This window comes from Mycetocola tolaasinivorans, from assembly GCF_003667565.1.
GTDB classification, from domain to species: Bacteria; Actinomycetota; Actinomycetes; order Actinomycetales; family Microbacteriaceae; genus Mycetocola; species Mycetocola tolaasinivorans.
In genome coordinates this window covers 171,955-188,817 of the sequence record NZ_RCUX01000004.1, presented here as the reverse complement: position 1 = coordinate 188,817, position 16,863 = coordinate 171,955, and the positions used below count along the sequence as shown (strand labels likewise).

At 68.1% G+C, this 16,863-nt stretch carries 13 protein-coding genes; 5 read left to right on the top strand and 8 right to left on the bottom strand.

Annotated features, from left to right (window positions below; genetic code table 11):
* The first annotated feature begins 114 nt into the window (after positions 1-114).
* Together D9V32_RS06300 and D9V32_RS06295 are read left to right on the top strand one after the other, a co-directional pair.
* Positions 115-1,500, top strand: coding sequence for a zinc-dependent metalloprotease (locus D9V32_RS06300; protein WP_425462000.1), 1,386 nt, complete (start codon positions 115-117; stop codon positions 1,498-1,500).
* A gap of 70 nt (positions 1,501-1,570) precedes the next feature.
* The gene (locus tag D9V32_RS06295; RefSeq protein WP_121648048.1) at positions 1,571-2,533 is read left to right on the top strand and encodes a TOMM precursor leader peptide-binding protein; all 963 of its coding nucleotides are present in this window, start codon (positions 1,571-1,573) and stop codon (positions 2,531-2,533) included.
* Here D9V32_RS06295 and D9V32_RS06290 read toward each other — a convergent pair.
* Together D9V32_RS06290 and nudC are read right to left on the bottom strand one after the other, a co-directional pair.
* Positions 2,505-4,274, bottom strand: coding sequence for an ATP-dependent helicase (locus D9V32_RS06290; protein WP_183086203.1), 1,770 nt, complete (start codon positions 4,272-4,274; stop codon positions 2,505-2,507). The genes D9V32_RS06295 and D9V32_RS06290 overlap by 29 nt on opposite strands.
* Complete coding sequence (gene nudC / locus D9V32_RS06285; RefSeq protein ID WP_121648047.1) at positions 4,271-5,341, bottom strand: NAD(+) diphosphatase; 1,071 nt, start codon at positions 5,339-5,341, stop codon at positions 4,271-4,273. The genes D9V32_RS06290 and nudC overlap by 4 nt, the downstream gene beginning before the upstream one ends.
* Positions 5,342-5,436: 95 nt before the next feature.
* On the opposite strand from nudC, the gene D9V32_RS06280 reads away from it, so the two are divergent.
* Complete coding sequence (locus D9V32_RS06280; RefSeq protein WP_121648046.1) at positions 5,437-6,633, top strand: phosphotransferase; 1,197 nt, start codon at positions 5,437-5,439, stop codon at positions 6,631-6,633.
* An 80-nt stretch (positions 6,634-6,713) separates the two neighbouring features.
* Here the strand turns inward: D9V32_RS06280 and D9V32_RS06275 are convergent, their stop codons facing one another.
* From D9V32_RS06275 to D9V32_RS06265, 3 genes are all read right to left on the bottom strand, one after another.
* Positions 6,714-7,340, bottom strand: coding sequence for a TetR/AcrR family transcriptional regulator (locus D9V32_RS06275; RefSeq protein ID WP_121648045.1), 627 nt, complete (start codon positions 7,338-7,340; stop codon positions 6,714-6,716).
* 169 nt (positions 7,341-7,509) lie between these two features.
* Positions 7,510-10,863, bottom strand: a complete 3,354-nt coding sequence (locus D9V32_RS06270; RefSeq protein WP_121648044.1) for an ATP-dependent helicase — start codon at positions 10,861-10,863, stop codon at positions 7,510-7,512.
* A 6-nt stretch (positions 10,864-10,869) separates the two neighbouring features.
* On the bottom strand, positions 10,870-14,214 hold the full coding sequence (locus D9V32_RS06265) for a UrvD/REP family ATP-dependent DNA helicase (RefSeq protein ID WP_121648043.1): 3,345 nt from the start codon (positions 14,212-14,214) through the stop codon (positions 10,870-10,872).
* A gap of 222 nt (positions 14,215-14,436) precedes the next feature.
* On the opposite strand from D9V32_RS06265, the gene D9V32_RS06260 reads away from it, so the two are divergent.
* Positions 14,437-14,661, top strand: a complete 225-nt coding sequence (locus D9V32_RS06260; protein WP_121648042.1) for a DUF3107 domain-containing protein — start codon at positions 14,437-14,439, stop codon at positions 14,659-14,661.
* Positions 14,662-14,781: 120 nt separating this feature from the next.
* On the opposite strand, the gene D9V32_RS16025 is transcribed toward D9V32_RS06260, so the two are convergent.
* From D9V32_RS16025 to D9V32_RS06245, 3 genes are all read right to left on the bottom strand, one after another.
* On the bottom strand, positions 14,782-15,255 hold the full coding sequence (locus D9V32_RS16025) for a cytotoxic translational repressor of toxin-antitoxin stability system (RefSeq protein WP_147440414.1): 474 nt from the start codon (positions 15,253-15,255) through the stop codon (positions 14,782-14,784).
* Positions 15,215-15,634, bottom strand: a complete 420-nt coding sequence (locus D9V32_RS06250) for a type II toxin-antitoxin system prevent-host-death family antitoxin (protein WP_121648040.1) — start codon at positions 15,632-15,634, stop codon at positions 15,215-15,217. The genes D9V32_RS16025 and D9V32_RS06250 overlap by 41 nt, the downstream gene beginning before the upstream one ends.
* Positions 15,635-15,801: 167 nt before the next feature.
* Complete coding sequence (locus tag D9V32_RS06245; protein WP_121648039.1) at positions 15,802-16,161, bottom strand: VOC family protein; 360 nt, start codon at positions 16,159-16,161, stop codon at positions 15,802-15,804.
* Positions 16,162-16,209: 48 nt separating this feature from the next.
* Between D9V32_RS06245 and D9V32_RS06240 the strand changes: the two genes are divergently transcribed.
* Positions 16,210-16,848 (top strand): TetR/AcrR family transcriptional regulator, encoded by a 639-nt coding sequence (locus D9V32_RS06240; protein WP_121648038.1) that lies wholly within the window; start codon positions 16,210-16,212, stop codon positions 16,846-16,848.
* Positions 16,849-16,863 lie beyond the last annotated feature (15 nt).

The window sequence follows — 16,863 nt, the reverse complement described above, 5'->3', positions numbered from 1 at the left end:
GCCGTGCGAGTGTTCGCGGCGGGCGGACGATAAATCGCCCGAAACCGGCCGCGGCCTCGGGCTCGCCCTGTAGCGTAGAAAGGGCTACTTGGAGCATTCGGAAAGGTGGCACACGTGCCAGACGAAAACGCAGGCAACCCCGAGGACGAGTTCCGCGAGATGCTTAACCGATTCATTTCGGGCCAGGGTGGAATTGACCCCTCGCAGCTCGCCGGTGCCGCCGGACTGCCCTCTGATCCGGCCGCCCTCGCGGCGATGCTCGGTCAACTCCAGAATGCCATGCGCGGGGCCAGCGATGGCGGTATCAACTGGTCGGTCGCCGGAGATCAGGCGCGCCAGATCGCCAATGCTCAGGGAGTAGAGACCACCCCCGAACAGCGTCACGCACTCGAGCAGGCGCTCAACATCGCCTCACTCTGGCTCGCCGACGCCACCACGTTTTCCGAGCTGAGCGCCGCACCCTCACTCGTCAGCCGTGCCGAATGGGCCCGCCTGAGCATGCCCGTCTGGACGGAGGTTGCCGAGCCGGTCGCCTCCAGCATCTCCGATGCCCTTGCCCGCGTTCTGCAGGAGCAGGCTCCCGAGGAGCTTCAGGGAATGATCGCCGGCGCCAGCCAGATGCTGCGCAGCGTGGGCGGTGCCCTCTTTGCGATGCAGCTCGGCCAGGTCGTGGGGCAGCTCTCCAGCGAGGTGGTCTCCGGTGGCGACATCGGCATCCCGCTGATGGAAGACAACCACGCCGTGCTCGTGCCGCAGAACATCGCGGCCTTTGGCGAGGGCCTCGACATCCCGGCCGATCAGGTACAGCTCTACCTCGCGGTACGCGAACTGGCCCACGCGCGCCTGTTCCGTAATGCCCGCTGGCTGCGCCTGCACCTGATCTCCGCGATCACCTCGTTCGCCCGCGGTATCAGCATCGACATCGAGGCGATGGAATCCCTCGCCGAGGACTTCGATCCGGGCAACCCCGAGCAGCTGCGCTCGGCCCTCAGTAACGGTTCGCTGATTCCGCCGAAGACCGAGGCTCAGCTCGCCTCCCTCGCGTCACTCGAGACAACGCTTGCGCTGATCGAAGGCTGGGTGGACATCGTGACCGCCCAGGCCACCGTGCGACTGCCGCGCGCCCAGGCGATCGCCGAAACCGTGCGTCGCCGCCGCGCAACCGGTGGCCCCGCCGAATCGGCATTCGCCGCCCTGGTTGGACTCGAACTGCGTCCGCGTCGTCTCCGTGAGGCCGCCGCACTGTGGCAGGCCGTCACGGATGCCGTCGGTACCGAGGCGCGCGACGCCCTCTGGGCACACCCCGACCTGGTTCCCACCGCCGCCGATATCGACGACCCCGCCGCGTTCATCAACCGTCTGAGTGCCCTCGCCCGCGGTGAGGTCCCCGAGCGCGATGAGATGGATGAGGCACTCGACGCCCTGCTGCGCGGGGAGACGGGCGGAACGTCCCCGGATCAGCCCGATACCGAGACCGACACCAACCCCGGCGCCGCATAGGCCCTGAGCTTTATCTGAAAGCTCAGGGGTCTCCCCGGGTGTGCGGAGTCTCTGCGCGCACACTAGGGTCATGACGCTTCGACTCAATCCACACCTCCCGCTCCTCTGGCGCACCCCGACATCGCTTCAGCTGGGGTTTGACCCACCCGTGGTGCGCCTCGATTTGGTGACGCCCGCAAGCGAGCACCTGTTGGGGGCGCTCCGGGCGGGTGCCTCGCTCACGCTACTCGAACGCCTCGGCAGCGAGGCCGGGCTGAGCCGGGCGGGGGTGCACGCGCTCCTGCACTCGCTGCGCCCGGCACTCGAGGGCATGCCGGCCACGGATGCTCTTGCCGCCGGAGAGCCCATCGGCGCATCCGGTGCGTCCGCAGAAGCGGATGACGCGGGCCTCGGGGGCGCAGACCCCACCGTCGGTCAGGGAAGCTGGGCCATTGCGGGCTCCCATCCGCTCGCCCTGAGTATCGCCCGCATCGCCGATGCCGCACGGCTCGATCCGCCACGCACCCGCGTGGGCACGGACACCGGCGCTGGAACGGACGCCTCGTCGCGCGGCACCCGCGCAGCCGCGCCGGCACTCGTGCTGCTGGTTGATAATTATGTGATCCCGCCGCACCGCTACGCGCCCTGGCTCGCGCGGGATATCCCGCACCTCGCCGTGGTCTGCCACGATCGCCACATCCGCATCGGTCCGCTGGTTGAACCCGGCACCGGGCCCTGCATCGGCTGCGCGCAACGCTATGCGGCCGGTGCCGACCCCGCATGGCCGGCGCTCGCGGTCCAGGCCCATCGGCGCACGGCGGCCAGCGCCACCTCGATACTCGCAACACTCGCGATCGGCCCCATCCTGGCCGCGATCCACAGCCGGCTGCGGGCGCACACCCGCGAGCTGCGCGCGGCCACGCTGCTCGTTGATGGCAGCTCGGTGAGCGGGAGGCGCGAGCCCGTTCTTGCCCACCCCGAGTGCGGGTGCGGGGCACTCGGATCGGCCGAGAACCTGGGGGTTCCTACCGGGGCGGGTGCCCCATCTCGGTAAGGAAGCGCGAGGGTGCCCGCAGCCCGCCGCCCCGCGGTGCCGCCTCGGCCCAGGAGAGCATGAGGCGGGTGCGTGCACGCGTGATTCCCACGTACATCAGCCGGCGTTCCTCCTCGACCATCTCGTCGGTGGTCGCATAGGTGATGGGCATCAGCCCCTCACTGAGGCCCACGAGGAACACCGTCTCCCATTCCAGACCCTTCGCCGAGTGGATGGTCGCGAGTGTCACCGCCTGCTGGGTGGGTTCCGCACCGGCAGCCTGGCGCTCCAGGAGCTCGTCGGTGAAGGCGCGCAGCGTGGTGCCCGGCGCGGCGCGATCAACGAGGTTCATCAGCGTGTTGAGGGCCTCCCAGCGATCCCGCATGGCACCCGGCTGCTCGGGGGCGTCCACGGTCCAGCCGTGAGCACGCAGCACGTCACTCACCGATTTGAACAGCGGTTCACCGATGATCGACACCGAGGCCCCGCGCAGCTCCATGAGTGCCTGGCGAATCTCGGGGCGCTCGAAGAAGCGGGTCGCTCCGTGCATGCGGAACGGAATCTCCGCCTCGGTCAGTGCCTGCTCAAACGCCGAGGACTGCACGTTCACGCGGAACAGGATCGCGATATCCGCGAGATCCATGCCTCCCTCGCGCAGCTCCAAAATGCGCGTAACAATGGCGCGAGCCTCGGAAATATCGTCGCGGAAGCGCGCTGCCGTGGGGGCGGGAGCCGCCAGTCGAGCCGGAGAAGCCGAGGCTCCACCCCGCCCCGCGGAGGTGGCGACCGGGTCGCTACCGGCCGCATCGGGCTCGGCGGCACGCAGCTCCAGTGCGCCCGGGCGTCCGCGCATCAGCGCGTTCGCATCGCGAATGATCGGGGCGGTGGATCGATAGTTGCGCTCCAACCGCACCATGGTGGCGTTGTGGTGGGTGCGTTCAAAATCGAGCAGATAGGAGGAGCGGGCCCCGGCGAACGTGTAGATCGTCTGGCTGGCATCGCCCACGACGCACAGGTCGTTGCGCGGCCCGAGCCAGGCGTCGAGGAGCTGCTGCTGGAGCGGGGAAACGTCCTGGTACTCATCCACCACGAAGTGTCGGAACTGCTCGCGCACCTGCATCGCGACGGAGGCCTCGGAGTGGATCATGCCCACGCAGGCGAGCAGCACGTCTTCAAAGTCGAGCTGCCGTCGCTCGTCCTTGAGGTCTTCGTATCCCTGCTGGAGGACCGCGACCTGCTCGAGAGAGATCGATCCGATTCCCGGGCGGTCCGAGGCCGCATACTGCTCGATGCTCAGCCCGCTGACCTTTCGCCACTCGATCTCGGCGGCCAGATCGCGCAGCGCCGCCGTATCCAGGCGCAGCCGTCGAGCCTCGGCCAGCTGCCCGAGGAGCTTACCCTTACCGCTGATCAGCGTCGGGAACGCGCCACCCACGGTGTGCGGCCAGAAGTAGTTGAGCTGGCTGAGCGCCGCGGAGTGGAACGTTCGCGCGGACACCCCGTGCGCGCCGAGCACCCGGAGGCGCGAGCGCAGCTCGGCCGCCGCACGGGTCGTGAAGGTCAGCGCCAGCACGCGGTTGGCCGCGAACGCGCCGGTAGCCACACCGTAGGCGATGCGATGGGTGATGGCACGGGTCTTTCCGGTGCCGGCACCGGCGAGCACACACACGGGGCCACCGAGGGCCTCGGCGACCACGCGCTGCTCGGGGTCCAGACCGGCGAGGAGCGCCTCGGGATCGGTGGAGGAGGGCGTCACGCTCATGCCCAGGGGGCCCCGGTCCCGCCCTCCTGGACGCGCTGAATGTCCGGGCCACCATCCGCGATCAGCCAGTCATCGAGCAGGGCGCGCGCAATGGAGGTCTTTCCGGGCAGGGTGAGGGTCGTCGCCTCGGCACGCAGGCTCTCGCGGGAGAACCAGCGCAGGTCGAGGATCTCCTCACCGTCCGGAATGGCGGATGCCGGGTCGGCATCCGGGGCCACGCGTGCGGTGTAGCCGAGCATCAGCGAGCGCGGCAGCGGCCACGGCTGGGATCCGCGATACACGGGGTTTACCACGCGCACGCCGGCCTCCTCGAAGATTTCGCGAACGACGGCCTGTTCGAGGGACTCCCCGGCCTCCACAAATCCGGCGAGTAGCGAGTACTGGCCCGCACGCCAGAGGGCGTTGGAGCCCAGCAGGACGCGATCCTCGGCATCGGTCACGAGCACGATGATGGCCGGGTCTGTCCGCGGGAAGTGCTCGGCACCACAGTTCGGGCAGTGGCGCGACCATCCGGCCTGACGCAGCGCGGTGCGGTGGCCGCAGCGCGAGCAGAAGGTGCTGGAGCGGTGCCAGTTTGCGAGCGCGAGGGCCTCGGTCAACAGGCCCGCATCCAACGCCCCAAACACGGCACCGTAGTCGCGCAGGCTGCCCCACTCCCCTTCGGCATGGGCCGCTGAGGCGGCGTCGTCGGCGGGGGTCGGCACCGCGGGATCGGCGGCCGGACCCTCGGGGTTCAGGGCGTCCAGGTCGAGGCTCGACACGCGTGCCCGCGGCGGAATACCGGCCTCGGCATCCTGCACCCGCCCGAGGAAGGTGGGGGCCAGCGCCGCAACATCGGCGGGCAGCTCGCTCGCTCGAAACAGTCGCAGACGGCCGTGCTCAACCGCGGTGGTGCCGCCGCGCATCAGCAGGTAGCGCGCATCGGGATCGGCCCGCAGGTCGTCGGCCAGGGTTTCGATCTCGCGGGTCGTATAGTCCCGATCCACGCCGCTGCGCGAGAGGGGAAGGTCGGCGAGGAGCCCGAAGGAGTCGGGACGATCGGCTGCAGCCTGGGTGTTATTGGGCATGGGCTCCCTCTCGGAACGGGCGTGGCGGCACCGGGTGTGGGCCTTCGCGATCTACCCTAGAGAACATGGTCAGATCGCATTTAACTCTAGCCGCGTTGGCGACCGCCGCCGTGCCCGGACTCGCGGTGCGAGCAAGCGGACCGCTGCAGCTTGATGGAACCGGGGATTTTGACTCCGCATTGCTGCGAACCGCCACCGATGAGGACCTCGTGATCCGCATCCCCAACACCGAGCGCGCCGCCGGCGAACAGGCCATCGAGCTGATCGCGCTGCAGGCCATGACCGCCGGTATTCGCAGCCGTCTGCCATTCGAGGTACCCACCGTGGTGGGCCAGGCGGCCAACGCCCCGGGACGCATCGTGGTGTCCCGCTACCTGCCCGGCTTTCAGGTGCCCGCCGCCTATATTCCGCCGGGAGACGGCGTCGCAACCTCGATCGGTGGGGCGATCGCCGCGATCCACACCCTGCCCGCCTCGTTCGTGACCGAGATCGGTCTGCCCGCGCTCACCGCCGCGCAGTGCCGAAACGAGGCGCTGAACGTGATCGAGCGTGCCGCATCGACCCGGCGTCTGCCCGCGGCCATCCGGCAGCGCTGGAGCGACGCCGCCAATGACGACATGCTGTGGCAGTTCCAGCCCGTGGTGGTCAACGGCACGCTGAGCGCCGAGTCGTTCCTCATCACCGACCACGAGGTGGGGCCCGTGGTGAGTGGCCTGATCGGCTGGAGCGGGCTGCGCGTGAGCGATCCCGCACGCGATCTGCACTGGTTGAGCGCAGCCCCCGAGGCCGCGGATGACGTGTTTGCCGCGTATCGCCTGGCCTGCACGCGCACGCCCGACCGCTTCATCCGTCAGCGCGCCCTGCTGCACGCCGAGCTCGAGCTGGCCCGCTGGTTGCTGCACGGCCTGGACACCCGAAATCAGGAGATCGTCGAGGATGCCGTGGGACTCCTCGATGGCCTGGTGGACAGCGTGCTGGGCAACCTGTCGGAGCCGATCAACCCGGCCACGGACCCGGTGCTCGCGGTGGCGGACGTCGAAACCCTGCTGACGCGCACCCCGAAGACCGTACCGTCGGACGCCCAGATTGGGATGGAGACCGACACCTACGACTTCGACGAGGAGGAGCCCGTGCGCGAGGAGACCGGACCGGTCCCGACGCTCAGCGACCCCGAGTCCGCATCCGAGACCGACGGTGACGCGGGTGCCGAAACGGATGCCCCGGTTCGCCCCGAGGACGAGGAGACCCGCGAGATCACGCCGGTCGACTCGAACCCGGATACCCAGCGCTAGCGCCTGAGCGGCTCGAATCGCGCGGCACACACCGGCGAACGGTACCGCCCCACTCGGGGCCGGTACCGTTCGCCGTCTGTCTAGTGCGCCACCAGCTGCTCGGTGGGAAGCCCGCTCGCCCCGCATACGAAGCGAGACAGCGCCTCCACGCACGGGTAGTGCCCGTCCGGATCGATCGCGAGTTCCGCGGCGGTGGGCGAGCTCGCCCCCACCAGCCCCTCGATGAGGGCACCCACGATGGCCCCGGCCACGAGGGAGGCTGGCTGTTCGGGGAGCTCTCCCGAGTCCATGCCGTCCCACAGGATGCGCTCCACGATTCCCACCGCGTCACGCCGGCACTGCACGCGCTGCATCACCACCTCGGGCCCGGCGAGCTCCTGCAGCAGTGCGGTGGCCAGCGCACGCTTTCGCAGCACCGTCTCGGCGAACACCCGTACGAGGGTGTCCAACCGTTCGGCGGCGGAGCGTGACAGACGCTGCGGATCGCCATCGTCCACGGCCTCCCGCAATCGCCGGGCGAGCCCCGCGTATGCGTGCTCGACCACGGCCGCGATCAGGTTGTTCTTGGCCGGGAACAGGGCATACACGGTAGCGGGCCCGAACCCCGCTTCCCGGGCAACCCCGGCGATACTCACTCCCGCAAGCCCCGACGCTGCGATCATCTTACTGGCGGATATTATTATTGTTTCTCGACGCTGTTCATTCATCGGTGTCCCCCCGGACTGCCTAGCGACCAGCGTCTGACACGCCGGTCATCTGGTATCAGGGTAGGGTCGCGCTCTGCCCGGTGATAGAGCCCCATTCGGGGGCCAGCCGTCACGAATCGTCGCCATACCTACGTCACCCACGCAGGGGTCGCCCCTCTCGCGCCGCGGATCAGGGGCGTCCGGCTGCCTCGTGGATGGCCACCGCGTTCTCCCAGGCGGACTCCAGTTCGATGGCGTCCGAGAGGGATTCCGGCCGGATCACACGGTCGTCGGCCACGTAGTAGAACACGGCGTCGATCAGTCGGGGGTCGGTACCGGTGAAACGAGCGTATCCCTCGCGGTAGAGCGCGAGCTGATACTGCCGCTCGCGCAGCTCGTCGTTCGATCGCGGTGCCTTGCCGGTTTTCCAGTCGACGATCTGAATGCGGCCCTCGCGCTCATACACGGCGTCCAGCTTACAGATGATGAGTTTGTCGCGGAGCCGATAGTTGATCTCGATTTCGACCGCGATCGGTGCCAGGTCTGCCCACTCCGAGCGCAGGAAGGTCTCCTGCAGGCGCTCCAGGTGCTCGCGCTCGGCCTCGGCCACCGGGGCGAGGGTTCCGCCGAGCTCCTCATCATCGCGCTCCCAGGCGGCGGCGTCGATCGTCTCCTGCGATCCGACGATACCCGCGCGATGTTCAACCCAGTCGTGGAACAGCGTGCCCAGCCGGGTCTGGCGGTAGGGGCGTTCAGGCACGGGGCGGGCAATGCGTCCGGCCACCGCGATGGGGTCGATCACGAAGTCCTTAAACCGGGATGCGGGGATGCGCGCGGGCAGCTCCACCCGGGAGTCCTCGCCGCGCAGGAGACGTTCACGTTCGGCGAGGAGGAGATCGACGTTGCGGGCATCCTCGCTGAGGGGTTCGGAACCGTTTTCGCTCGCGCGGGAGATCCGCACGGGGCTGGCCGCGCGCACGGCGGCGGCCGCGGCGGTCACCGCGGTACGCCGGGTACCCAGCGGGTCTCGTGGCCAGACCAGGCTGCGGATCTGGTCGGTACGCGGATTCTCTTTCTCGAGTGGTTCGGTCGGGAGGTCGGGTTCCGAGTAGCGGTCGTCGCCGCTCCACGCGGTGTCTACTTTGCCGGCGATCTCCCGCAGGTACACCCCGGGTTCGCGCGGTTTGACCGCGGCCGCCCAGAATGAGCCCGAGAGCAGCAGGGCGTCTTTCGAACGGGTCACGGCGACGTAGGCGAGGCGGCGCTGCTCCTCGGAGTGCTGGGTATCAATCTGCTCGCCGAACGCCGCATAGGCGGTTTCGAACTCGGGCTGGCTTTCGAGCCCGCGCCAGGCAAGATCGGGCAGCTCGGCGTAGTCTCCACGGAACTCATAGGGCAGCTCGCCGAAGGCCGTCCAGCCGCGCCGGCTCCGCGGGGTGCCGGGCATCTCACCGGCTACCATGCGCGGCACGGCCACGCTGTCCCACTCGAGGCCCTTGGCACCGTGAATGGTGAGGACCTGCACGGTGCCCGGTTCGGGCTCCTCACCGCGGGGGCTGAGGTTTTCGTGCTGCTCGGCCTGTTCGAGCCACTCGAGGAACGCGCCGATCGTGCCGGTTTCGTCCACCTGCAGGAACGAGGTGATCTGCTCGGCGAAAGCCTCGAGGCTCGGGCCGGCGAGCACCTGATGCTCATTGGCGGCGGACTCAAGATCGAGATCCAGCTCGCGCGAGACGAGCCCCACATACTCGTGCAGCCCGAGCCCCGCACGGCGGCGCAGACTCGTGAACAGGCGTGCGGCCTTGCGCATTCGCGCACGGCCCTCGGGGGTGATGTCCGCGAGGGCGGGGTGATCATCCGCCGCGATGTCGAGGAAGTCGAGGGCGTCGACCAGCGAGGGGTTGTCCTCGGCATCGGCCGATCCGAAACGCTTTTCGCGTACCTCCTTGGAGACCCGCTTCAGGCGGTGATCGCGCTCCCCCAGCCAGCTCGCGAGGTTTCCGAGGGCGCGCAGGTCGCGCGGCCCGATCCGGAACCTCCCGCCGGCGAGGAGACGGATCAGCTCGGATCCGGCGCTCGGATCGTGCAGCACCCGCAGGGCGCACACGAGGTCCACGATGACGGGCTGATCCAGCAGGCCAGCGAGACCCAGCACGTGGTACGGCACCCCGCGTGCCTCGAGGGCCCGCAGGAACGGATCGACCTTCTTAAGCGAGCGGCAGAGCAGCGCGGCCGAGCGCTGCTTATCGCCGCGCGGACGCTCGAGCTCGGCGACGAACCACTCGGCGACCCGTTCGGCCTCATCCTCCACCGTCTGCTCGAACGCAATCGAGACCGCACCATCACCGGCGAAGGAGGCCGGGACGAGGGTCTTCACCGGGACGCCCTCGGCAGCCGGCAGCTTGCCAACCAGGGTGTTTGCGGCTTTGAGCACCAGGCCCGGGTTTCGCCAGCTGGTAGACAGCGTGTATCGGGCCGCAGTATCGGCCGGCCTGTACCCCGCGGTGCGCGCCACCGAGAAGTCTCGGGAGAAGCGTGCGAGGTTGGCCGCGGAGGCCCCGCGCCAACCGTAGATCGACTGGTTGGGATCGCCGACCGCCATGACCCCGTGGCCACCAAACAGGCGCGACAGCAGCTCGGTCTGGACCACCGAGGTGTCCTGATACTCATCGAGGATCACGACCCGGTAGCGGGCGCAGTACTCGGTGGGAACGCGCTCCAGCGTGCGCACGATTTCGAGGGCGAGGGCCACCTGATCGGAAAACTCGATGAAGCCGCGGCTGCGCTTACGCGCCGCATACTCCTCGGCGAGCTCGACCAGCATCGGCAGCTCGCCGATATCGGTGGCCGCGGCCACCAGGTCCTTGTTCGGGCCTCGCTTGCGGGTGCCCATCGCCGCATCGTTGATGGGCAGCTCGGTGAGCTTTTCGAAGTCGCGGGCGAGGTTCACGATGCGATCGGCATGCTCGCGGGCATCGTTGTCGCTCATGCCGCGCGAGATGCGCAGCACACCCTGGACGAGGGCGGGCAGGCTGCGGGAGGACTCGATCAGCCGGGGGTCGGAGCTCTCGATCAGCACCCGCCGGGCGAGCGCCCAGGCCGAAGCCTCACCGATCACGGTGGCATCGGCCTCGCGTCCGATCAGGGCCGCATACTCGCGGAAGATGCCGCTCGCGAAGGCGTTGTAGGTCGAGATGGTGGGGGCCTCCAGGACGTCGATGTCGACGCCCTGCACGCCGCGCTCGGCGAGGGCCTGACGCAGCTCGGTGATGCGCTCGTGCACGCGCTCGGCGAGCTCACCGGCTGCCTTGCGGGTGAAGGTGAGGCCGAGAATCTCCGAGACCCGCACGTGCGAATTGGCGAGCAACCAGACGATGCGGTTCGCCATCGTCTCGGTCTTGCCACTGCCGGCGCCGGCCACCACGAGCGCGGGCTCCAGCGGGGCCTCGATCACGGCGATCTGCTCGGCGGTGGGCGTGGGCAGGTCCAGGATCGCGGCGATCTCCAGCGCGCTGAACGTGGCAGGGGTGCTGAATGCTGTCATCTGCGCTTACTCCGATACTGCCGCGATGAGGTGGATACGGTAGGTCAGGCGGGTGAGGGGGTCGTGGTCGCCCTCACCGAAGATGCCCACGAAGGTGGCCGCGGCCATGCCGGTGCCCACGGTTTCGACGCGCTCCTCGAAGGCCGCCAGTTCCTCCTCGGTCGCGGGCTCCTGGGTGCGTTCGACGTAGGCCTTCACCGTGGGGGTGCGCACGTAGAGGAGCATCGCGCCGCCGGATTTCCCGGTGATCGGGTGCCGACGCACCGCGGGCTCGGCCGGGGTTGTGGCAGTCGGGGTCGTGGCCGTGGCCGGTTCAGACTCGGGAATCGCCGTGCCCGACTCCGCGCTATCCGACACCTTTGTGAACACCGCGCCACGGGAGAGCGCGAGCTGATAGGCGGAGAGCTGAGCGTGGGTGAGCATCGACTTCTGGGTGGGGATGGTCCGCCCGGTTTTGAGGTCGATGATCACGATCGAGGGTTCGGGATCGTCTCCGAGGGCCGGCCGGCGTTCAATGCGGTCGATCGAGCCGCCGATCACGATCTGACCGGTTTCAAGGCTGAAGCCGCCCTCGGCGGTAAGCACGATGCTGCCCGACCTGAGGGCATCGCCGAGGTATGCGGCCACACCGGTGAGCGCCTCGTCTACCCCGGCGCGTTCACGTTCGCCGAGCCAGGGTGCCTCAAAGCGCAGCTCTCCCCAGCGTTCGGACACGTGCTCCCAGAGTCGTTCCGGCGTAATATCGGCCGCGGTGAGATCGTCGTGCGGGATCTTTCCCGCACGTTCAAACGCCTTGTGAATGATCGTGCCGATGCCCGCGGCGACGGTGCTCGGCGGCCGGGCGACGTCCTCAATGAACCAGTTCAGCGGCGACTTTTCGAAGGTCTCCATGCGTGAGGGAGAGACTCGAACCCGAGCATCCGGGTTGGAGAGGTCTACCAGCGGGGCGGTGGTCGAGGGCTCGGCAAGACCGTACCAGGTGTCGGGGTTTGCCCCCGAGATGCACTCGGAGGAGAGCCGCGAGAGCAGGGCGGCGGCCTCGGCTGCGGCAGTCGGATCGCCGGCCGTGTGCGCCCGCACCAGGCGGCGGCGGAGGTCCCCCACCATGCCGCGCAGGGTGAGCGGGTACTCGCCCGTGCCGGAGCGACGCGGGGCGGAATCGATGGTGGGGAATCGCAGGAACGGCGAGGGCTGCTCATCATCGCTGTCGGTGGTCGAGATAACCAGCTGGGTGCGCGCCCGTGAGCAGGCGAGTACAAAGAGGCGCAGCTCATCGGAGAGCAGCTCGGCCCGGGCGTCCAGGTGCTGGGTGGGAAGCCCGGCAACCACCTGGCTGAACAGCTGTGGGTAGAGCAGCGCGCCGCGCAGCTGGAGGTTCGGCCAGGCACCGCCCTGCACCCGGGCGGCCACCACGACGTCGAACTCGCGGCCCACCACGGCGCTGGGGGTGCCGATCCAGACGGCCTCTCCACGGGCCCGCGGAGCGAGGGAGTCTTCACCGAGGTCGGCCTCGAGCAGGGTGTCGATGAAGACGCCCGCGTCGGCGTCGGGGTCGCGCTCGGAGGCGCGCTTTGCGGCGGTGAAGAGGGCGACCGCGGCATCGAGGTTGGTGTTGGCCTCCTCGGCGAGCAGGCCACCCTTGCCGAGCTGTTCGGTCCAAATGGCCTCGAGGCGGCTGCGTTCCCAGACGATCCAGGCGAGTTCCTCGGCGCTGTTTCCGGCGGCGTAGCCGACCCGCACCAGTTCGAGGGTTTCGGCGAAGCGATCGGCGCGACGTGCACCCGGCGTATCGAGGGTCGCGAAGCGGCCCGGTGCCGCGAGCGCCTCGATCAGCAGATCGTCGGAGCCGCGGTGGCCGCCACCCACGAGCTCTTCATGCCGCAGGGCGCGGCGCAGCCGGCGCAGGCCAATACCGTCGAATCCGCCGAGCGGGCCCAGTAGAAGCTCGGTGTAGCGGGCGGCGGTAATGGGGATCCGGCCGAGGGCCACGGCCAGCGCCAGGATGATCGCGCGGGCCGCATAGCGCTCCCGCAGGGCCTCGCCCGCGGTGTCGGCGGAGGTCGGAACATCGGCCATCGCGAGGGCACGCGCCAGCACCGGAATCGACGCGGAGGAGCGCACCACGATCGCCATCTGCGACCACGGGACGCCGTGATACACGTGACGCTCACGCAGCACCCGGGCGATCGCCTGCTGTTCGGCCGCCGGCGAGGAGGCACGGATCTGCAGCACGGGCACGGTGCTCGGGATGCTCCAGCCGGTATCGGCAGCGGGCCCGGCGTCAGCGTCAGCGGTATCGCCGTCGGCGTTTGCCGCATTCGCCGCCGCGAGAACGGAGCGCGCGCGACGGTGATCCACGGGGCCGGCCGCTCCCACGCGGTCGCTCAGCTCGGCGATGACCGCCCGCAGCTCGGGCCCGTGCCGGTGCACGTAGTCGAGCCGGAAGCTCTCGACCGGGGCACCCAGCACGGTGCTCAGCGCGGAGATCGCGCCGGGATCCGATCCGCGGAACGTGGCGCTCGCGACATCCGGGTCGCCAAACACCAGGATGGTGCTGCCTGCGGCGGCCGCGGCGGCAAGAAATCCGAGGGTGCCGGGCCCCTGCTCCTGGAAGTTATCAACGATGAGGAGGCGAGGTACGCGCGCCCGCCCCTCACGCAGCAGCGTGGTGGCCTCGGCGATAACCTCGGCGGAATCCAGCCGGGGCTGGGTGTACTGGTCCATCACGTACTCGTATCGGGCGATGAACGTGGCCGCGGCGCCCCACTCCGGGCGGCCGTGTTGTTCACCGAGCCGGGCGAGCTCCTCGGGCCGAGTACGGGTCTCGACAAGGCGCATCATCAGCTCGCGTAGCTCGGTGCGGAAGCCGCTGAGCGCCCGCACATCGGGGGTGAGGCTCTCGGGCCATCCGACCGCGGATTCGGGGTCTTCGATCTCGCCCGCAAGGAGGTCGGCGAGGATGGTGTCCTGATCGGCACCGGTGAGCAGGCGCGGAACGGTGGCACCGGCGAGCACGGCCGCCTCGGTCACGATGCTGAATGCGAGCGAGCCGAGCGTCCGGGCGAGCGGACCCCGCGTGGGGCGGTCGATGCGCAGTGCCAGTACGTCGCGCAGTGCGGTCGCGGAGCGGCGATCGGAGGCCAGCACGGCAACGTCTTCGGGTGAGTAGCCGCGTTCGAGAATGCGATCGGCAACCACCTCGATGAGGGTGTGGGTCTTACCCGAGCCGGGGGCTCCGCGCACGGCACCGTGCACGCCATCGGCGAGGTCGCGCACTGCGCGCTGACTGGCGTCCAGCCCGGCGGTCAGCCGGGCGGAGGTGGCACGGGGGTCCGATTCGGTTTCGCTCACCCCCTCAAACTAGCGCGAACCACCGATGGTGCCGGGAAGACACCGCGCGGAACGAGTACTCCCGCGCGATCCTCACCCGCGGTTTCACCCCGTGGCCGTGCACCCATGGGCTTCCGCACCGTGTTCGCTCTGGGCACGCGCGGATGAGGCATTCGGAGCCCGGCGGTGTCGTACGCTGGAATCACTTCAGGATTCGTTCCCCGGCAACCGAAAGGCACCAACGTGGATATCCGTATCGGCATCATCAACAGCCCCCGCGAGCTCGGCTTCGAGGCCGGCCAGTCCGCCGCAGACGTCGAAAAGATCGTCGGCGACGCGATCGCCTCGGGCACCCCGCACTTCACCCTGACCGACGAAAAGGGCAAGCGCTACATCATCGCCACCGCATCGGTTGCCTACGTCGAGCTCGGCACCGAGGAAACCCGCCGCATCGGTTTCGTCGGCTAGGTTTCATACACAACAGGAAGGGGCGGGGATCACGTTGTGATCCCCGCCCCGCCTTTGTGTGCGGACACATTGCCGCGGCGCGGGAGGCTCTCCCGACGGTGCTCGGCGTGGGCACGGAGTTCACTCGTTGTGCAGCTCGCGGTATTTCGCGGCAAGGAGTGCCGCGGCCCCCACGGCGTCACGTTCCAGGATGTCGTTTTCATCGACACCGAACTCGCGCAGCGCGATAACGAGGTGGAGAGGGACCGCTTTTTTCACGAGCACGGGCGACGGACCGCCGCGATCAGGGAGCTTCCCCTCTCGCACACAGCGCCAGAACACGGCCGCCGTGACGTCAAGTTGCGAGGTCAGAATGTGCGCCCACATGCTGCGGGCGTACTGCTGTGAATTGACCGGTCTCGATATCCGGGTCCGCAGAATCCGGGTGTCCCAGAGCGCCAGCTCAAAGGTGGCGTGATGACCAGTGGGTTTGCCCGTGGCAGAGCGAGTTTTCGCCCACCCCTCGGTCTCACAAAATCGCGCGTGGTCGCGGCGCTCGGCAGGCGGGTGCGCGCTATTCGCCGCCATGTGCAAACCAATCACGAAGCTGCTCATCGGTGGATAACTTGGTGAGCTGCACAAGGTCCCAACTCTGGGCGTGGTTTGGTGCCCCCTGGAGGTGATCCTCCCAGTCTTCGGCATATTCGCGAAGGGAGAGAATGAGGTCTTTCAGAGCCTCGTCAACACTCGCTCCATCTGACACAAATGGGCGACCCTCCATCAATGCCAGGACAACGCCGTCCTCGCTCGTCACGAGAACCCTCGGTTGCACCATGCGGAAGAGATACTCACGCAGCCGCTCGGCGGGAAGGACAGCGGAAATAAAGCCATCGCGGCTCACCGTGACGGTGTGGCCGTTTTCCACAGAGTCAAGCACGTCCTTGAGATGGGCGCGTGCCTGGGAGACGGTGGGGTAGTCCGCAGCAATCGACATGGGATGCACTCCAAATCTTCCGATATGTACAGTGTGTACATCACGTACATAGTCTCAAGAATATGCCGAGCGCCACTCGGCAGCAAGGACCAGCTCCGACTTCACACAGGCTTCACAGCGGCCTTCTCGTACTCGCGGCAGTGAACTCACTCCTCCCGCACACCGGCTCACCCCTGCACGATGCAGAACTCATTGCCCAGGGGGTCGAGCATCACGGCGGTGCGGTATCCACCCTCATCATCGTGCCGTGCAGACACCGAGGCTCCGAGGCTCACAAGGCGAGTAATTTCAGCATCGAGATCGTCGGTGAAAACATCGAGGTGGGCGCGGTTCTTCCCCGCTTTGGGCTCCGTCACCAACTGCAGAGTGAGGTGGTGGAGTCCCCCGCCCGGCGACAGGAGCCCGTGAAACTGAGCGCCCTCTATATAGGGCGCTGGCTCGTCATAGCCGAGGGCGTCCTTCCAAAAAGCCGCGGCCGTTTTTACGTCCACGCAGTCCAGTGTGACACCAATGGTTTTCACGGTCATGAGATAAACCTTACACCGTTAATTATTTTTAACGTGTAAGATTTTTCCATGGAAGAGGCAGTGGAATCACGACGGATCAGGCATCGACGCGAACTGCACGGCAGCATCGTCGACGAGGCGCTGCACCAGCTTAGGGAGGGCGGGGTTTCCGCAATCAGCCTGCGCGGCATTGGGCGCTCACTCGGCATGAGCGCCCCCGCCATCTACACCTATTTCCCCAGCCTCACCGATCTGATCACCGAGCTCATCGTGCGCTGCACCCTCTCCCTCGCCGATGCCCTCCGGCACGCCCTTCCCGATTCGCCCGACAGCTCGGTGGAACGCCAATTGCGCGATGCCCCCCAGGCCTACCGGCAGTGGGCGCTCGCTCATCGGAGAGAGTTCAACCTCATTTTTTTCGACCAGATCATCGGATACTCCGCCCCCGAGAGCGGCGAGACCGTTTCCGCTCAGTCCGAGATGCTGCACGTTCTCGCGCGGCCGTTTGCCGAACTTCACGGATACGAACCCGCCGATCTCCTCTCGCGAGACGATGTACTGGATGAGTTCCTGGGGTGGTGGGGCTCCTTCCACGGACTCATTGCCCTGGAGGTCAACCACCATCTCGACTGGCGAAATTCGGAGCGGATCTTTCATCGCCAGATTGAGGCCATCAACGGCGCCCTCAGGGGCGTCTCGGGCGACTAACTCCCAACCGAGACA

Coding starts and splice junctions, on each gene's coding strand:
- D9V32_RS06295 (WP_121648048.1), top strand. CDS start 1,571: ATGACGCTTCGACTCAATCCACACCTCCCGCTCCTCTGGCGCACCCCG.
- D9V32_RS06290 (WP_183086203.1), bottom strand. CDS start 4,274: ATGAGCGTGACGCCCTCCTCCACCGATCCCGAGGCGCTCCTCGCCGGT.
- nudC (WP_121648047.1), bottom strand. CDS start 5,341: ATGCCCAATAACACCCAGGCTGCAGCCGATCGTCCCGACTCCTTCGGG.
- D9V32_RS06275 (WP_121648045.1), bottom strand. CDS start 7,340: ATGAATGAACAGCGTCGAGAAACAATAATAATATCCGCCAGTAAGATG.
- D9V32_RS06270 (WP_121648044.1), bottom strand. CDS start 10,863: ATGACAGCATTCAGCACCCCTGCCACGTTCAGCGCGCTGGAGATCGCC.
- D9V32_RS16025 (WP_147440414.1), bottom strand. CDS start 15,255: ATGAGCAGCTTCGTGATTGGTTTGCACATGGCGGCGAATAGCGCGCAC.
- D9V32_RS06250 (WP_121648040.1), bottom strand. CDS start 15,634: ATGTCGATTGCTGCGGACTACCCCACCGTCTCCCAGGCACGCGCCCAT.
- D9V32_RS06245 (WP_121648039.1), bottom strand. CDS start 16,161: ATGACCGTGAAAACCATTGGTGTCACACTGGACTGCGTGGACGTAAAA.
- D9V32_RS06240 (WP_121648038.1), top strand. CDS start 16,210: ATGGAAGAGGCAGTGGAATCACGACGGATCAGGCATCGACGCGAACTG.